The following is an 18,191-nucleotide window of genomic DNA, read 5'->3' on the forward strand; positions in this document are numbered from 1 at the left end:
GTATTACAAAGTACATGCCATAATTTTGTTCTCATCTTCAATAAAATAGTTAAAGTTTTATTTAGGCATCTTTTCCTTTCTAGCAATTTATTATCACTGCTGTTCTTGTATTGTTTTTTCGATATTAAAAACCCATTCCATTTTTTGATTTTCAAGCTTTTTTCTAGCCAAAGCAGCAAGTACAACTTGTGTTTCATCGTACTTTTCTTTATCCATAGTTTCTGGATTAAATGGAGGCAATTGCTCAATTTCGACAGTAAAAGTTTTTGTATTTCCTTTGTACGTTACTTCCTTTGTTAACTGGTGTTCGCTCATGGCTATTTTTTTATTGAATCTTTATAATTGATAAACTGTAATCTTGAATAAGATTTTAATACGACTTATTGAAGATTGATCTTGCAAAAATACAAACTAAATGCATTAAAATGTACAAAAGATGTTATTTGCTTTTTAATCTCATAGACTTATAATTTTGATATTAATCTGACAAAAAATAATGAAAAAGAACCTATAATTGGTCTACTTAGTTTAATTTTGCAGATTAAACATATATTAAGATGCCATATCAGACTGTTTTTGTAGAATTTTATGAACAAGTAAAATCAAGTATCAATCAAGGAACTTTTGCCAAACTTACTTTTGCCAAAACGATGGGCGATACGGAGCTTAAAAATATTTATGTAAGACTTCATATTTTAGAAACTGGAGGATATAACTTTGCTTTCAATACACGATATAAATCAGAAGAAGTAGAGAGTTTTCATACTATTGACGAGGCTTTTATGATTTTAAGCTCTTATATTAAAAATCCTTTCACATCTGCTTTATTATTTACAACAGAAAGGGATTTGACTTTTAAAGTGAATAAAAAAAATGCAGGAAGCCTTATAGAACAATTACCTACATTTAAACATATTTCGATTGAAATGAATGAAATGCTTGAAAGAGGTATTATAAAAATATAATTTTATGGATTTATCAGATCAATTAAAAAATTTATTTCCTGATCATGTTTCAGAACCTGAAGAAATAGAAGAAGTTGAAAATGAGTTATGGATGCAAGCGGATCCATTAATTTGTAAATTCGAAAAGCGAAAAGGCAAACCAACAACTGTTATTGAAGGTTATACGGGAGCTGACGAAGATTTTAAGCAATTAGCCAAAGAAATTAAAGTATTTTTAGGTGTTGGAGGAAGTTTTAAAGATGAATCAATTATTATACAAGGAGATTACCGAGATAAAATAATGACTTACTTAAAAGATAAAGGATTTAAAGTGAAAAGAGTAGGTGGTTAATAAAAAAATAACACAAATTTGCAATAAAGATTGTATCTTGTGTGTTTATTTTTAATTAGAAAACTATGAGTAAAGCAGCATCAGAATTAGTTTTAAATGCAGACGGAAGTGTTTACCATTGTAATATAAGACCAGAACATTTAGCTGATACAATTATCACGGTTGGAGATCCAAATCGTGTAGAAAAAGTTTCAAGACATTTTGATTCAATCGAGCATAAGGCTTCTAAAAGAGAAATTGTTACACATACAGGAACTTTGAACGGACAGCGTTTAACGGTTATTTCTACAGGTATGGGAACAGACAATATTGATATTGTTTTTTCGGAATTAGATGCTTTAGCAAATATAAATTTAGAAACAGGACAGATTAAAGAAGATTTCAGAAAACTGTCTTTTATACGTTTAGGAACTTCAGGCGCTTTACAAGCTGATATACCAGTAGATAGTGTTGTTTTGAGTTCGCATGGTTTAGGTTTAGACGGTTTGTTGCATTATTATGTAGGAAGTGAAGCGGTTATGAACAAAGAGTTAGAAGACGCTTTTATCAAATATGTAGATTGGTCTCCAAATAAATCTCGTCCATATTTAGTAGAAGCTTCTACAAGTTTGTTAAATAAATTAGCTTCGGAAAATACAATTCAAGGAATTACAGCTACGGCATGTGGTTTTTATGGACCGCAAGGTCGTTATTTGAGATTACAACCAAATCCTGCAGATATTAATGAACGTTTAACATCATTTAATCATAATGGTTTAAGAATTTCTAACTTCGAGATGGAAACTTCGGCTATTTATGGATTAGCAGCGATGATGGGACACGATGCATTATCTGTTAACGCAATTGTTGCCAACCGTATTTTGGGAGAATTTAGTACAGATTCTTACAAAACCGTTGATGCGATGATTGAATATTCTTTAGAGAAATTAACAAAATAATTTTAGATTTATACAAAATAAAAGCTCGAGAAAATTCTCGAGCTTTTTTGGTTCTATATGTTTAGAATTTTAATTCAAATTCATTAATTCCTTTGCTTGATTAAGTGCAGCATCAGTCAATTCTGAGCCTGAAATCATTTGTGCAATTTCTGATAAACGTTCTGTTTGCGACAATTCTTTTACATTTGTTTTTGTCGTTTCATCTACAACTTCTTTGTAAACTTTTAGTTGATGATTACCTTTCGAAGCAACTTGTGGTAAATGCGTAATGACTAAAAGTTGCATATTTTGCGACATTTCTTGCATTACTTTTCCCGTTTCATTTGCTACTTTTCCCGAAATACCTGTATCAATTTCATCTAAAATCAAAGTTGGTAAATGTTGGTGTGTAGCCAATAATTTTTTGATAGCCAACATCAATCGTGAACGCTCTCCACCCGAAACAGATTTTTCAAAAACACGTGGTTCCATTCCTTTATTAGCGCTAAATAAGAAAAGAACTTCGTCTTTACCTGTCAGTGTAAAATCAGAAGTTTCGTTTAACTGAATCATTAGTTGAGAATTTTCCATTCCCAATTGAGACAAAGTTGACAAAATATTTTCTCTAATCGTATCAATAGAAGCAAAGCGGTTTTTACGAATCTTAAGTGATAGTTTTTCAAGTTTATCACTTATCAAATTTAATTCTTTATTCAAATGAATTATTAAATCGCTAAGATTATCAAAACCAGAAGTTTGTGTTTCTAGTTGTTCTCTTTTTTCAATTAAATCTTCTATTGTTAAGACATCATGTTTTCGTAATAGTTTATGAATCAAATCAAAACGTTCTGTCAATTCAAGCAAACGTTCAGGATTCATTTCTGTTGATTCTATCAGATGACTCATCTCTCCAGAAATGTCTTGAAGCTCTATTTTTGATGAATTTAAACGATCATAAATAGATTTGTATTCATTCGAAAAATCTGTAATTCGATTTAATTTATTGCTCGCTTCATTCAATTGCGAAACAATTCCAACTTCTGGATGTTCCAAAAATTGATAAGTTTCATTTAAAGTTGAAATGATTTCTTCTACATTAGAAAGTGATTTTATTTCACTCTCTAAAGTTTCTAATTCTCCAATTCGTAGTGAAGCATTATTTAATTCCTCCCACAAATGAAGTTTATATTCTAAATCTTGCGATTGATTTTCTAACGAATTTTGTGCCTCTTTTATTTTCTTTTTTATGGCAATATAGTTTAGAAAAACAGCTTTATACTCTTTTAATAATTCTTTATTATCTCCATAAATATCTAACATTGATAACTGAAAATCAGCTTCAAAAATTTTTGGTGTATTAAATTGAGAATGAATATCAATCAATAATTCTGATAATTCATGTAAAATAGAAACTTTTACAGGTGTATCATTTATAAATGCACGCGATTTCCCAGAAGGTAATAATTCTCTTCTCAGAATAGATTCGTCTTCATAATCCAAATCATGTTCTTCGAAAAAAGCTTGTAATTCTAATTCTTTGATGTTAAAAATAGCTTCGATGATGCATTTTTCTTTCTCATTTTTGAGTGTTTTTAAATCAGCGCGTTCGCCTAAAACTAATTTTAAAGCACCTAAAATGATAGATTTTCCAGCTCCAGTTTCACCCGTAAGTGTCGTCATACCAGATTTAAAATCTATTTCTAACTCATCAATTATGGCAAAATTATTTACTCGAAGCGTACTTAACATTTTACTTTTTTAAGGAATTCCAATTTGTACTATTTTTTGGTGAGATAGAATTTAAAATTTCTTTTAATTTCTCAATATTAACAGTAGACGTTTGTCCACCCGAAAATATTTGTTTTATCTCGTCTTTTTTGGCAGTTACAAAAATGTCTAATGGATAAAATTGAGAGTAACTTCCGCGTTGATAAAACTCTAATTGTAAAAGTGTATTTCCAATTGCATTTTTACCTCTCAATTCATTTTCTGACATAATATCCAATCCATTTCTGTGGTATTGATATGATATATTTCGTAAAGAAGAGTTATCTGTTTTTAAAACATTATTGATTAAAGATGAACGAGATTGTAAACCGTCTAATTCGCTCCAACCGCTAAAATTATTACTTGCTTGACCAAAGTCTGCAATTTTTTTAGCCATTTTGAAATATTCTGTTCCACCTTCTTTTGCAAATGTATCTGCATCGTAACCTAAAACTAAATATACGTAAAAGGTAATAACATCTGTTAAGTTTTTATTACTGAATTTACGATCATTAAAAACTAATTCTTCATATTCTTGATATTCGAAATTAAAATTTGTGTCGTTCAAATTAAGAACAGGCGTATAATATGTAGAATTGAAAACCGGACGACGAGATTGAACTAAAATAGTTCCTGTAAAACGATTTCCTTCTTTTTTCTGAATATTAATGTTGAAACTAGCTTCAATTCTTTCGTAGGTTTTTAAGCGATCATTTGTCCATTTTGTTGAATTAATAAAGGTAGTCAAAGATTTTTGTAATGTTTGATACACTTGATTATTAGAACTTTGTACTTGGGAATAATCTACTTTTACATCTGCAATTAAATTTTGTGAAAATGCAGTTGCAGCTAAACATGCCGAAAAGAAAATTGAGGCTAATTTCTTCATATTAATTATTATAATTTATTTAAAATGACATTTAAAATATCTTTTGCAACATCAGCTTTTGATTTTGCATCAAATTGTTGCATTGATAAATCGTTGTCAATTATTGTAATTTTGTTTGTATTCTTCTGAAATCCAGCTTCTTTGTCTTGCATAGAATTAAGAACGATAAAATCTAGGTTCTTTTTGGTTAATTTTTTCTTTGCATATTCTTCTTCATTGTTCGTTTCTAGTGCAAAACCAACCAATAATTGATGTGTTTTGATTTCGCCTAATGATTTTAGAATATCAGGATTTTTTACCAATTCGATGACTAAATTATCATCATTTTCTTTCTTAATTTTTTGATTCGCCATTTCTTTAGGACGATAATCTGCAACCGCTGCTGACATTACAACAACATCTGCTTTGTCAAAATTAGCATGCATTGCATCGTACATATCCTTTGCCGAAACGACATTTATACGTGTTATTGGATAACCAGAAACAGACTCGTGACTTGGCCCAGCAACTAATGTAACATTTGCACCTAAATTTGCTGCTGCTTTTGCAATTTCGAATCCCATTTTTCCGGAAGAATAATTACCTATAAAACGAACAGGATCTAGGTTTTCGTATGTAGGACCAGCAGAAACTACAACATTTTTACCATGAAGTGGGAGAGTAGCAATAATGGATTGTTCTAAAAATGCAACAATGCTTTCAGGTTCAGCCATTCTGCCTTCGCCTATTAATCCACTTGCTAATTCGCCAGCCTCTGCAGGAATACAAATATTACCAAATGATTCTAGTTTTTGAATATTTTCTAATGTTGTTGGATGTTTGTACATGTCCAAATCCATTGCTGGTGCAAAATATACAGGACATTTTGCAGAAAGATAGGTGGCTAGAACTAAATTATCACAAGTTCCATCTGCCATGTGCGAAAGTGTGTTGGCTGTACAAGGTGCAATTATCATATAATCTGCCCAAAGTGCATATTCTACATGATTATTCCAATCACCTTTATCTCCAAAAAATTCCCATTCAACTGGATGTTTAGAAAGTGTAGAAAGTGTAAGTGGAGTGACAAAGTTTTGAGCCTCTGGAGTCATGATAACTTTAACTTCTGCACCTCTTTTGATTAGCCCTCTAACAAGAAAAGCGGCTTTGTAGGCCGCTATTCCGGCAGTAACTGCCAAAAGAATTTTTTTGCTATGTAAAACAGACATTATTTATCCTCATTTGGATTTCTGTAATATACGTCGTTATCTAACCATTCTCTAACTGCAATAGCAGTTGGTTTTGGTAATCTTTCGTAGAATTTAGAAACTTCGATTTGCTCTCTGTTTTCAAAAACTTCTTCTAACGAATCAGTGTGTGCAGCAAATTCATCCAATTTCTGAATTAATTCAGTTTTCATTTCTTGGTTGATTTGTTCTGCTCTTTTTCCCATAATTACAATTGATTCGTACAAGTTTCCTGTTTTCTCATCAATTTTATTACGATCGTAAGTTTGTGTTGTTGGTGCTGCACCGATATCTTTGAAATTCATAATGAAAGAATTAGTATTTTATTATTTATTATTATTTTGCTCTTTGATTGCTTCTGCTTGACTTGCTTCTGCAGCTTTTCTTGCAACATCTAAATCAGCTAATGCTTTTTTAGTATCGATTATATCTTTGTCAATCTTTTCCATTAACTTATCAGCTTCGCTTTTAAATTTAGTTTCTGGATAATATCTTTTTAACAATAGATATTGAGTTCTTGCTTCTTGTAAACGTAATTCTTTGCTTTCTAAACGGCTAAAATTTAAAGCTAATTCTGCTTTAGAACGTAAAGAGTACATCATTGCTTCTTCACGGAATTTAGAATCTGGATATTCGTCAATCATATTATCAAACGAAACAGCCGCAGCCTTATATTTCATCGTTTTGTAATAAACTTTTGAGATTTCGAATGATTTTAATTCTAACTTCTGTCTAAGTTCTGTAATGTAATTATTCGCTTCACTAACTTGAGTTGACTCTGGATATGCATTGATAAATCCTTGTAACTCACTAATTGCTGTGTATGTACTTGTTTGATCCAAATCGTACTTCGGTGAATCCTTGTAATAAGAAAACGCTGATTTGAACAAAGCTTCTTCTGCACGAGCATCCATTGGATATGCTCCTGCGAAACTTTTGAATTGATGACCAGCTAAACGAAAGTTTTTTTCGTTAAAATTAGCTTGTGCCATATTATAAGCAATATCAGCTGCTTTTTCTGTTCCTACGAAAGATGTCGAAATTTTTTCGTACAATTCGTTTGCTAAATCATATTTACCATCTTCGTACAACTGCGTTGCTAGGGTAAATATCTCATCTTTATCCGTACTTTTCATCGCTTTATTGTAAGTCTTATTACAAGACATTACCGAAGCGCCAATTAAAACTACTAAACTTAGTTTTTTAAACATTCTGCAAATTTAATAAAAATTGAGGACTAAAGTATAAAAAATTATTATCTAATCCTCTTAATAAAAACTCAATTTTTTTTATTTATTCTTGAGACGACTCTGCGCTTATTGTAACAATGTCACGATCAAACAGATACAAGCCTCCTTTGTCAGATCCGATCATTTCTAATTTGTCTAAAACATTACGAGCTAATTTTTCTTCTTCAATTTGTTCAGAAACATACCATTGTAAGAAATTATGTGTTGCATAATCTTTTTGTTCTAATGTTAAACCTACAATTTCGTTAATTGATTCAGAAACAAACATTTCGTGAGTAAGAATAGCTTTGAAAACATCTTTCAAAGTAGAAAAATCTTGTTTTGGTTCTTCTATTTGTGGAACAAATGCTTTTCCACCTCTTTCGTTAATAAACTTGATTAATTTTAACATATGCATTCTTTCTTCGTCTGCGTGTGCGTACAAAAAGTTTGCTGTTCCTTCTAATCCCTTTATTTCAGCCCAAGAAGCCATTGCTAAATATAATTGAGAAGAATCTCCTTCTAGTTTTATTTGCTTATTTAATGCGTCTAATACAGTATCTTTTATCATAGTTTTATTGTTTAAATTTCTGCTAATAATTGGTTAATCTTTTCAGTTAATTTCGCTGAAGCTGGTACCAAAGGCAAACGTGTATAAGGAGAACAAACTCCTTTGTTGTCTAAAACTGCTTTTATTCCACATGGATTTCCTTCTTCGAAAATAGCGCGTGTAATTTTTACCGTTTTATAATGTGATGTATAAGCTGCGTCAACATCTTTGTTTAATGCTTTACGAATCATATTTGTGAAAATCTCAGGAATTCCTTGTCCTATAACAGAAATCACACCCGATCCACCAGCTAAAGTCATTGGTAAAGCGTATTCATCATCTCCAGATATAATAAGGAAATCTTCGCGAGTATTTAATCTAATAATATCTGTTGATTGTAAAAAGTCAGGAGAAGCTTCTTTGATTGCTACAACATTTTTAAATTCATTTGCTAAACGAATTGTAGTTTCTGGTGTAATATTAGAGCCTGTGCGTCCTGGTACATTGTATAAAATAATGTTTTGATCTGTACTTTCTGCAATTGCTTTGTAATGCTGATAAATACCTTCTTGCGTAGGCTTGTTATAGTAAGGTGAAACTGTAAGAATCGCAATATAATCACTTAAATCTGTTTCTTTATATTCTGCAATAACTTCAGCAGTATTGTTACCTCCAATACCTAAAACCATTGGAACACGGTTTGCATTGGTTTTTTTTATCGTTTCGATTACTTGCTTCTTTTCATCTTTTGTAAGTGTTGCTGCTTCTGCAGTAGTTCCTAAAATAACTAAATATTCAACACCTCCATTGATTGTATAATCTACTAATTTTTCTAAACCAGTAAAATCAATACTCCCATCTTGGTGAAAAGGTGTAACAAAAGCGACTCCTGTTCCAACTAATTGTTTCATCTTCTAAAATGTTATTAAATATAAATAATACGTTAAATTTCGTAATTATAACTCGAATTATCAAATTATTGAGCTTATATAGAATTTGACTTGAATTAAATAAAGAGATAAATCGGCTAAATAGCTGTTATTACTTAAAATTTATTCGTTCAAGAATAATTACTTTTCCAAAAGTAAACATAAAATGATAGTTTTAAAAACTAAAATCTTGGTTGTTTTTATGATTTTACTTACTTCTAACCTGTTGTGCATTTTGAATTAAAATTCGTCAGTTCGAGTGAACTTTAGAAATGAAATGAATAAAAATTGTATCGAGAATAGAATTTTATCTTTCTAAAACCTTATTCTCGATACAAAATTCTTACAGAATTTCATTTGAATTGACGGTTTAATTGCTAGAATTAGTACAATGCACAACGGTTTTACTTCTATGATTATGAGAAATAATAGTTTTTTAAAATAAAAAAATAGGCATTTTAAAATTTCCCGAAAAATTTAGATATATCAAAGTAATAATTAACTGTTTCTCCATTAGGCTTTGTATAAGTTAATATATCAAATGGTTTTCCTTTGTCATCCGTAGATAAAGTTTGGGATTTTAGTTGACAATCAGGACATTTGTTACGAGCAATTTTATATTCCTCTGCTACACTACCTACTTTTATTGCTTTTTCCATAGAGCTTCCATCATTTAAAGTTTGATTTTGTGTAGAAACGCAATTAAATAATGTAAAACATGCTGTGATTAGAAATAAACATTTAATTTCTTTCATGATATATCTTTTTATGTTTGAAAGGAACTAAGTTAAGTCTTATTTTAAAAATATAACTTAAAGATTTATTGTAAAAATAATATTTTATTATTAAACGAAAAAACCACTCAATATAGAGTGGTTTTATATGTTCTAGAATTAATTACTAATTGAAAACATATTTAAATCCTAAAGAGAATCTTCCTGCTTCAAAATTTGAATCGTTTGTTAAATTCCACCAAGGTTTCCAATCAAAATGTAATGCTAATGGAGCCGAAGGAATTTTATATTCTAAACCAACTTGTGGACGAATTGCAAAATATGTTTTATCAGAATCTCCATGATAATCATTTCCATAATCAACAAAAGATAACTGAGGACCAACACCAACATACCATCCTAATCCATTTGTACCAGAAAATGCTTGATTATATGTATAATCTGCACCTAAAACTGTAATATTATCACCAAACATTACTTGTAAATTACCAGCATTTTTTCCATCAAAAGAATGTTTATACTGAGGACCAACTAATGTTGCTCCATCTCCTAAATCTACAACAACACCCAATGCATTGTTGTAATTTTGAGCATTAACTTGAGATAATCCTAAAATTAACGCAACTGTAAATAATACTTTTTTCATTGTAAATAATTTTCTTCCTTAGACTTTACAAAAAGTGTGCAAATGTTATCATAATATTAATTTTTTGAACCTTATGTTTTGATTTTTACTAACTTTTATGATATTAACTGATTAATAATCAGTTTTTGAATGTTTTATTTAAAATGTTTCTAAAGTTTTAATTTACACCATTGGCGTACATAATTCAATCAGAAAACCATCAAGATCTCTAATGTAAGCTACTGTTTGTCCCCAAGGTTTTATTTTTGGTTTTTCTACAACTATAGCACCAGCGTCTACAGCAGTTACAATTGTTTGTTCTACATTATCTGTCGTAAAACCAATTTCAATTCCAAAAGGTTTATTCATTAATTTACTTTCTATAAATCCATCTTTTAAATTAGATTCAGCTAATGATATTGATACAAATGAAAGTGTTGTTTCGCCTACTAAAAGTTCAGCGTAATCATTTTCTGGTGACATGAATTTACTGGAGAAACCAAATGCATTTTCATAAAATTTAATGGTTTTTGTGACATCCTGAACGTAAAGAATTGTGTATGCAAATTTTATCATGATATAAAGTAGTATTTGTATATATATTGAAACTATTTTGATCCTTTGTTTATTTTCTAGAAATCATTTTTTGTTTCTAAATATAGAATTATTTTAGAATTAATATTAATCATCTCAATATTGCTTTTAAATAAAATATTAAAATTTTATTTCATTTTAAATAATAGAAAAATAATTTGTCTAATTTTTCTATTTCACAAATTATCAGTAAATTACTTATAAGAAAAGTATAGAATCAAATTCACCTAATTTGAACTTTTTATTTATCAAGAAACGCTCTATTATTTATGATTATTTTTTTAGTAATGAAACAAAATTACCTTAAATATTAAACAAAAATATTAATAAATGAAAAAAGCAGCACTATTTATGTTGTCCTTAACATTGTTATTTGGTTGTGGACAAACAGATAAGAAAATGGGTACAGAAGAGGATTCTGATGCTCAATTGTATTATAATGGACACATTATAACGATGGAAACAGATGAGATTAATTATGCTGAAGCTGTTGTAGAACAAAATGGAAAAATAGTATTCGTAGGGAATCTTAAAGAAGCGGAGAAATTATTTTCTAAGAATAAGAAAGTAGATTTAAAAGGAAAAACCTTATTGCCAGGTTTTATAGATCCACACAGTCATTTTGGAATGGTATCTAATACGATGGGACAAATAAATTTGAATCCACCACCTGTTGGTAATGTTTCGAGTATTAAAAATATCCTAGAAGATTTAAAAAAATATAAAACAGAAAATAATATTAAAGATGGTGAATGGATTTTTGGTTGGGGATATGATGAGAGCCAATTAGAAGAAAAAAGACATCCAAATAATAAAGAATTAGATGCTATTTTACCTAATAATCCAGTTTATTTGCAACATACGAGTGGGCATATGGGAGTGGCAAATTCTTTAGCGCTTAAAAAAATGAATATTACAAGTGCTAGTCCAAATCCTCCAGGAGGAAATATAGATAGATATCCAAATACGAAAGAGCCAAATGGATTGGTACAAGAAACAGCAATGTATGCATTTGTAAGTAATATGCTTCAGATACTTCAAACAAAACAGGTTGAGTTTTTTGATAAAACTCAAAATTATTATGCAGAAAATGGAATTACAACCGCACAAGATGGGATGACAGATCGAAATGCTATTCAGTTTTTCCAGAAACAAGCGGATGAAGGTAAATTAAAAATAGATTTGATTGCATTAGCAGGCTACAGCGATTTAGAGAAAAATTTAGCAGATTCTACAATTCATTTCAAACAGTATCGAAATGGATTTAAAGTAGAAGGAACAAAGATTGTTGCAGATGGATCACCTCAAGGTAAAACGGCTTATTTTACAAAGCCATTTTTAACACCTGTACCTAGTTGTTCGCACGATTGTAGAGGACTTGCAAGTTTAACGCAAGAACAATTAAATAATCTCTTCAAAATAGCTTACGCTAGTAATAATCAACTTTTTGTGCATTGTAATGGAGATGCAACGATTGATATGCTTATAAAAGCTCACGAATACGCTTGTAAAGTACTTTCACAGCCATTAGATAAAGACAGAAGAACAATTGCAATACATTCTCAATTTGTTCGACCTGATCAGTTAGAAACGTATAAAAAATATAAAATTGTGCCTTCATTTTTTACAAATCACGCTTATTTTTGGGGTGATGTTCACGTAGAAAATCTAGGAAAAGAACGTGCATTTTTTTTAAGTCCGATTGCAACTGCAGACAAAATGGGTTTGAAATATACCAATCATTCTGATGCTACAGTAACACCAATAGACCCTTTGTTTACTATTTGGACAGCGGTTAATCGTACATCAAGAACAGGACAAGTAATTGGTGAGGCTGAAAAAGCAACGCCATATCAAGCGCTAAAAGCGATTACAATAAATGCAGCCTATGAATATTTCGATGAAAATCTTAAAGGGTCATTAAAAAAAGGAAAAATGGCTGATTTTGTTATTTTAGATAAAAACCCATTAACAATAAAATCAACTGAATTAAAAGACATTAAAGTAGTTGAAACTATAAAAGAGGGTAAAACTATTTTTAAAAAATAATTAATTTAAATTCAATTATATGAACACTTCAGAATTATTTAATTTAAAAGGTAAAACAGCTATTGTAACAGGAGGAGCAAATGGAATTGGTAAAGCAACAGCTGTAATATTAGCAGAACATGGAGCTAATATTTCTATTGGTGATTTTAATTTAGAAGAGGCTAAAAAAACAGCAAAAGAGATTGAAGCATTGGGAGTAAAGGCTATTGCGGTAGAATGTAATGTTTTGAAAGATGAAGATTTAGTACATTTGGTAGAGTCAACTATAAAAGAGCTTGGAAGTATACATATCCTAATAAATAACGCTGGTGGTGGAGGTGGAGGTCGAGAAAATCCGTTCAAAGCATCTGTGGATGATATTAAACGAGATTTTGAATTGAATGTTTTTAGCGGTTGGAGATTATGCCAATTAGTTGTTCCATATATGAAAAAAGTAGGATATGGTTCTATCGTTTTTACAACATCTATGTCGAGTATCAATAAAAGTCCAAATATGAGTGGTTATGGAGGATCTAAGGCTGCAGTGAATCATATGGTTGCTAACTTAGCCTACGATTTTGGTCCGGAAGTTAGAATTAATGCTGTTGGTCCTGGCGCTACAAGAACTGCTGCTTTAGAAAGTGTTTTGACACCCGAAATAGAAAAAGTAATGTTAGCGCATACACCAATCAAACGTTTAGGAAAAGCAGAAGATATCGCTGGCGCAATGTTGTATTTTGCGTCTCCTATTTCCGAATGGGTAAGTGGTCAAACTATTTTTGTGAATGGTGGTGGAGAACAAACTCTCGAATAATTTAAACATAAAAAAAATAATAAAACGAGCAACATTATGATTAATTATAGTGTTGCTCGTTTTTCAAATATGTATATTAATATTTCAAATTACCCGTTGTATATTTTGAATTAAAATTCGTCAGTACGAGTGATTTTTAGAAATGATAATAAATAAAAATTGTATCAAGAATAGAATTTTATTATCTAAAACCTTATTCTTGATACAAAATTCTTACAGAATTCCACTCGAATTGACGGTTTAATTGCTAAAATTATCAAAATGCACAACAGGTTAATAATATAATTATTTATCAAATTAAATGAACTATTTTCAATCTATTTTAAGAAGTTTGGGACAGGTAATGTTTCAGAATAATGTATACACAGGGCTTATATTTTTAATCGGAATTTTTTATAATTCATTAATTTTAGGTTTTGCAGCCTTACTTGGAACGATAGTAAGTATAAGTACAGCACAGATTTTAAATTATTCAAAAGATGAAATTCAAGATGGACTTTACGGATTTAATGGAGCATTAACAGGTATAGCACTCTGGTATTTTTTTGGATTTTCAATTCCAACTTTTGTTGCTTTAATTATTAGTGCAGCATTAACAACAGTCTTAAATTATTATTTAAAAAAAATAATTCCTCCGTTTACTTTTCCATTTATTATAATAACTTGGTTGATGATGATTTTCTTTTTATTTGTTTTAGATTTTTCACTTGTATCATCTTCATTCCCAAAAGAAAATACTCTTCAATTATTATCATTTTCAACAAATAGTTTTGGTCAAATAATGTTTCAAGAAAATAAGATAACTGGTGTTTTATTTCTTTTCGGCATTTTAATAAATTCTAGAATTTCTGCTATTTATGGAGTTTATGCGGCTATTTTAGGTTCTCTAATAGGTTTAATTTTTAAGGAGCCAATATCTATTATTAATGCAGGATTTATGGGATATAATGCAATACTTTGTGCTATTGCTTTGGCAGATAAAAAGCGTGAATCGTTTATTTGGATTTCGATATCAACTTTTTTATCGGTTATTCTAACTATAGGCTTTTCTGATATTGGAGCAATTGCACTTACTGCACCATTTGTTTTAAGTACTTGGATAGTTTTAAAATTTAGGACTTACTTTAAATAGAATGAATAAAAAACCTCATTTAATAATCTTAAATGAGGTTTTTTTATATCGAATAATTTCTACTTATAACACTTCTAAGATGCATTTATCTTTTGATAGTTTATGACAGACACACGTTTTAAAACCAAAATAATTTTGAAAGATATTAATCCTGAATTAAAATCTAAAACCTTTAAAAATTTTAGAAATATCCTTATATTTGTTCAGCGTTCAGATCAAAAATCTGGACGTTTTATGTTTATTAAATATTTCAAATTATATAAACACAACGTAATTAATTGAATAAAATAAAATGATTAAAACTGTAATTTTTGACATGTATTACTTCTTTAATTTTTGCATCCCTCTAAAATTCATATAAAGCCTTTACAGAACACTACTAGATAAAAAGATTATATATTAATCAAAAGGTAAAACGAGGTAAAAAATGGGATTTTTATATATTGCAAATTGCAAATTATTATAAATTTGCAATATCTTGTTAAAAACCCTAAAAAATGATAAGCGCATCTATTATTGTAGACAATAGAAGGCAAACTAAAAAAGGCTTTCCTTTAAAAATTAGAATTTTTGATCAAATCAATTCTCATAGATACTTACCTTTAAATATCTATCAAATAGAAAAATCAAAAGCGGTTATTCGAAACTCTTTTGTTATACAAAGAGAATTTGAGTTATTAAAGGAACTTGAATATTGCAATAAGAATTTTCTTAACTTGGAACAGTCAATTGAAATTATAAAAAATGGTATTCCAGAATTAAACGATATTGACAGTAAAATAATGCTACTTGAAATGGAGTTGAATAGATTAAAGATTCAACAAAGTCAAAGTACGTTTAAAGATTTTTTCCTGCAATTTTTAAAAGATCGTGAATCAGAAGGTAAATCAATTTTTCAACATAAAGTAAGGATTAATAAGTTTTATAAGTTTTTAGAATATTTGAACATTGACAAAGATTCTTTTCTTATCAATAGTATAGATTATGAGATACTTTATAATTATAAAGTGTATTGTTATAATAATGGCGTCTCTGATTTTTCGTTTAAAAGCTATCTACAAGGTTTAAAAGAAGTTTATAATGAGGCTCAAAAAAGAAAATCATTAAATATTAAAACTGACAATCCATTTAAGGATATAGTTATTAATTTAAAGTTAAGAAGGGAGGTTAATAGAGATATTGGCGCAGATAATTTAATACATTATTTTAATCTTGAGATTTTAGGACCTTACAAGCATAAAGAGTATGTTCATGTAATGACTAGAGAATTAATAAAGTTTCAGTTTTTGATTGGAGGACATGACTTTATTGAAGTTGCAAATCTTAAATGGAAAGATATAAACAATAATCGAATTTCGTTTTATAGATTCAAAAACAAAAGTAAAGGAGGTGGAGTAAAGATTGATAATATACTTCATCCAATTGCTTTGGAAATTATTAATAACTATGGAACTAAAGATAGTGATCGAGTATTTTCATTTTTACCAGGACCTGAAGATAATATAAAAGGATATAACAGTTATATCAAAATGATTAATCAAAGAATGATTACGGTTCGAAAACAAAACAATTTAAGCTTTGATATTCGTACTAAATATATACGTTACACATTTAGAACTATTGGAGGGAACTTGATGATTAATCAAATGATGCTGGAGAAAATAATGGGACATTCTAATAATTCAATTTCAATGGGCTATCAAGGTGCAACTCCTTACGAAATTCAAGACGCTGAACATTTGAAAGTTATTGATGCTGTTTTTGGATGAAAAACAATTTATTGTTTAAATTATTACAATTTTTTTTGATAATTATATAATTGATATATTATCAAAATAAAACCGTTGTTGGCGCAACGGTATTATTAATTCTTTGACATGAATGATTGCTATTTAAACAACTTTATTAATGAAAGATAAATTTTATTACAGAAGCAAAGTTAAGAATAATACACGAGCTACACAAGGAAAAAGGGCTTTAGCTTCGCCAGAAGGGGTTTTAATTCATAGCCTGTGTAGTCGAATGTCAAGGCACTAAAAGATTTCTATTATTTTGAGGGAATTCGTTATTATTCAACATACGACCATCTTCATTAAGTATAACAAATAAAGTATTTGAAGAAGTTGACTTCTCCCACTTTAAACGTTCTCCTTTAGAAGGCTTACACGCTGCATGAGCTGGATTAACGCTTCCCGAACATCTTGTAACTCTATGGTTATTTGTTGGTAAATTTCCCAAAATCAGTATTTGTTTTTTTTTATAATATCAGCTGACACACTTTATATTAAAGTGTTCTTATTATAGAACAAAGATATAAATTATTTCTACAACTACTACACTATTGTGTATTATTTTACACGTTAAGTATCCGTGTGTTATTACATTTCTATTTCCTCAAATCTGATTTCAAAAGATTTATCTCTTGTTTTAGTGAGTTTAAATTTGATTTGTAATTAGGAGTAAATGTCTTCTATTTTATTTTATTCCATGTTTTAATGTAGCATTTTAATATTTGCTATCTTTGAAATGGTATAATAAAGAAATAATGAAGAATGAGAAATTTTTTAATTTCCCAATCAATTTAATTGATGGATTTTTAGATGATTCCAATAGTTGCCTGTATAATATTTACAGCTTTTCAATTTATAAGCATATTATGGAGTATAATTTTAAAGATGGTTTTGAATGGGTGAATAGTGCGGATGAAGAAAAGGCTATTGAGATTGCTGAATCATTTTTTGAAGTGAATTCAATGAATAAAATTTCCACTTACAACAAAGGAGAAGAAATTTTTAATAGTGTACAATCAAATCAACCTTATTCAAGAATTAAAACAGCTGTTTTAGTTGATTTTTTTAAAAATCCAAAAACAGAATTTGAGAAAGTTGTCTTGTTGGCTCATTTAGCACTTCTAAGTACGAATAAAGAAAAATCCTACTCTAAGGTTGATAAGAATTTTATTTATTCTAGAATGAACGGATTGTCTAAAAGTTTAGCTCGTGAATATGTTGATGAAAAATTAATTTTTCCAGATCCGAGAATAAAAGAACAACTGCATCCAAAATTACAAAAGTACTTCACTAAAAGATATTGGGATAGAATAAAAGAAGAGCTTTCAGAAAGATGGTACTGGTTTATTCCAAAAGAAATTCCTGCTTATGATAAAGATGGGAATTTGACTATTAAAACGATAAGAAGGATTAATTATTTTACTCAACTCTCTCAAGAAAAGTTTTATAGTGTAATTATTAAAGAAGAAGAGAAGAAGAAAGAAAAAAAGAATACAGATGTCTTACGTTCAATAATTGAAAATTATAATAAAAACAACAAGTAAGATTTTTGTTTAGCTAAACTTAAGCCGAACTTAAGCCGAACTTAAGTTTAATTTCAGAAGATAAGATTTTTATTAGGAAGAATTAGTTTGTTAGACTTCTATTTAATGGTCGTTAAACACTTGTTCA

The 18,191-nt window shown here is 29.2% G+C and carries 20 protein-coding genes; 8 read left to right on the forward strand and 12 right to left on the reverse strand.

What is annotated here, in order from left to right:
* Positions 1-93: 93 nt before the first annotated feature.
* Complete coding sequence (locus RSC72_RS04830) at positions 94-315, reverse strand: hypothetical protein (protein WP_332546410.1); 222 nt, start codon at positions 313-315, stop codon at positions 94-96.
* Positions 316-557: 242 nt separating this feature from the next.
* Between RSC72_RS04830 and RSC72_RS04835 the strand changes: the two genes are divergently transcribed.
* From RSC72_RS04835 to RSC72_RS04845, 3 genes are all read left to right on the forward strand, one after another.
* On the forward strand, positions 558-965 hold the full coding sequence (locus RSC72_RS04835) for a hypothetical protein (RefSeq protein WP_332546411.1): 408 nt from the start codon (positions 558-560) through the stop codon (positions 963-965).
* 4 nt (positions 966-969) lie between these two features.
* Positions 970-1,296, forward strand: coding sequence for a translation initiation factor (locus tag RSC72_RS04840; protein WP_332546412.1), 327 nt, complete (start codon positions 970-972; stop codon positions 1,294-1,296).
* A gap of 65 nt (positions 1,297-1,361) precedes the next feature.
* Positions 1,362-2,234, forward strand: a complete 873-nt coding sequence (locus tag RSC72_RS04845; RefSeq protein ID WP_332546413.1) for a nucleoside phosphorylase — start codon at positions 1,362-1,364, stop codon at positions 2,232-2,234.
* A gap of 69 nt (positions 2,235-2,303) precedes the next feature.
* Here RSC72_RS04845 and recN read toward each other — a convergent pair whose 3' ends face one another.
* The 10 genes from recN to RSC72_RS04895 all read right to left on the reverse strand — a co-directional run bounded on the left by recN (position 2,304) and on the right by RSC72_RS04895 (position 10,738).
* A complete protein-coding gene (recN, locus tag RSC72_RS04850) occupies positions 2,304-3,962 on the reverse strand; it encodes a DNA repair protein RecN (protein ID WP_332578427.1) in 1,659 nt (552 codons plus the stop codon).
* Position 3,963: 1 nt separating this feature from the next.
* Positions 3,964-4,869: a type IX secretion system protein PorD gene (porD, locus tag RSC72_RS04855; RefSeq protein ID WP_332546416.1), complete on the reverse strand. Its 906-nt coding sequence runs from the start codon at positions 4,867-4,869 to the stop codon at positions 3,964-3,966.
* A gap of 8 nt (positions 4,870-4,877) precedes the next feature.
* Positions 4,878-6,077 carry a bifunctional phosphopantothenoylcysteine decarboxylase/phosphopantothenate--cysteine ligase CoaBC gene (coaBC, locus tag RSC72_RS04860; RefSeq protein WP_332546417.1) on the reverse strand — a complete coding sequence of 400 codons (1,200 nt, stop codon included), beginning with the start codon at positions 6,075-6,077 and terminating at the stop codon, positions 4,878-4,880.
* The gene (locus RSC72_RS04865; protein ID WP_332546419.1) at positions 6,077-6,400 is read right to left on the reverse strand and encodes a DNA-directed RNA polymerase subunit omega; all 324 of its coding nucleotides are present in this window, start codon (positions 6,398-6,400) and stop codon (positions 6,077-6,079) included. Before RSC72_RS04865 ends, coaBC begins: the two co-directional genes overlap by 1 nt.
* A gap of 21 nt (positions 6,401-6,421) precedes the next feature.
* A complete protein-coding gene (locus RSC72_RS04870) occupies positions 6,422-7,306 on the reverse strand; it encodes an outer membrane protein assembly factor BamD (protein WP_332546420.1) in 885 nt (294 codons plus the stop codon).
* 82 nt (positions 7,307-7,388) lie between these two features.
* On the reverse strand, positions 7,389-7,895 hold the full coding sequence (locus tag RSC72_RS04875) for a ferritin (protein ID WP_332566450.1): 507 nt from the start codon (positions 7,893-7,895) through the stop codon (positions 7,389-7,391).
* 11 nt (positions 7,896-7,906) lie between these two features.
* Positions 7,907-8,785 carry a 4-hydroxy-tetrahydrodipicolinate synthase gene (gene dapA, locus RSC72_RS04880; protein WP_332578428.1) on the reverse strand — a complete coding sequence of 293 codons (879 nt, stop codon included), beginning with the start codon at positions 8,783-8,785 and terminating at the stop codon, positions 7,907-7,909.
* 476 nt (positions 8,786-9,261) lie between these two features.
* Positions 9,262-9,558, reverse strand: coding sequence for a hypothetical protein (locus RSC72_RS04885; RefSeq protein WP_332547011.1), 297 nt, complete (start codon positions 9,556-9,558; stop codon positions 9,262-9,264).
* A 145-nt stretch (positions 9,559-9,703) separates the two neighbouring features.
* Complete coding sequence (locus RSC72_RS04890) at positions 9,704-10,183, reverse strand: hypothetical protein (protein WP_332547012.1); 480 nt, start codon at positions 10,181-10,183, stop codon at positions 9,704-9,706.
* A 162-nt stretch (positions 10,184-10,345) separates the two neighbouring features.
* Positions 10,346-10,738, reverse strand: a complete 393-nt coding sequence (locus RSC72_RS04895) for a VOC family protein (protein ID WP_332578429.1) — start codon at positions 10,736-10,738, stop codon at positions 10,346-10,348.
* A gap of 348 nt (positions 10,739-11,086) precedes the next feature.
* On the opposite strand from RSC72_RS04895, the gene RSC72_RS04900 reads away from it, so the two are divergent.
* The 4 genes from RSC72_RS04900 to RSC72_RS04915 all read left to right on the forward strand — a co-directional run bounded on the left by RSC72_RS04900 (position 11,087) and on the right by RSC72_RS04915 (position 16,499).
* Positions 11,087-12,805, forward strand: a complete 1,719-nt coding sequence (locus tag RSC72_RS04900) for an amidohydrolase (RefSeq protein WP_332578430.1) — start codon at positions 11,087-11,089, stop codon at positions 12,803-12,805.
* A 19-nt stretch (positions 12,806-12,824) separates the two neighbouring features.
* Positions 12,825-13,598 (forward strand): glucose 1-dehydrogenase, encoded by a 774-nt coding sequence (locus tag RSC72_RS04905; RefSeq protein ID WP_332578431.1) that lies wholly within the window; start codon positions 12,825-12,827, stop codon positions 13,596-13,598.
* A 301-nt stretch (positions 13,599-13,899) separates the two neighbouring features.
* On the forward strand, positions 13,900-14,730 hold the full coding sequence (locus RSC72_RS04910) for an urea transporter (RefSeq protein WP_332578432.1): 831 nt from the start codon (positions 13,900-13,902) through the stop codon (positions 14,728-14,730).
* A 497-nt stretch (positions 14,731-15,227) separates the two neighbouring features.
* Positions 15,228-16,499 (forward strand): phage integrase SAM-like domain-containing protein, encoded by a 1,272-nt coding sequence (locus RSC72_RS04915; protein ID WP_332578433.1) that lies wholly within the window; start codon positions 15,228-15,230, stop codon positions 16,497-16,499.
* Positions 16,500-16,755: 256 nt separating this feature from the next.
* Here RSC72_RS04915 and RSC72_RS04920 read toward each other — a convergent pair whose 3' ends face one another.
* Entirely contained in the window at positions 16,756-16,968 is a 213-nt protein-coding gene (locus RSC72_RS04920) for a hypothetical protein (protein WP_332578434.1), read from the reverse strand.
* 307 nt (positions 16,969-17,275) lie between these two features.
* On the opposite strand from RSC72_RS04920, the gene RSC72_RS04925 reads away from it, so the two are divergent.
* Positions 17,276-18,064: a hypothetical protein gene (locus RSC72_RS04925; protein ID WP_332578435.1), complete on the forward strand. Its 789-nt coding sequence runs from the start codon at positions 17,276-17,278 to the stop codon at positions 18,062-18,064.
* Positions 18,065-18,191: the final 127 nt, after the last annotated feature.

Origin of the sequence: Algoriella sp., assembly GCF_036647415.1 — a bacterium.
GTDB lineage: Bacteria > Bacteroidota > Bacteroidia > Flavobacteriales > Weeksellaceae > Empedobacter.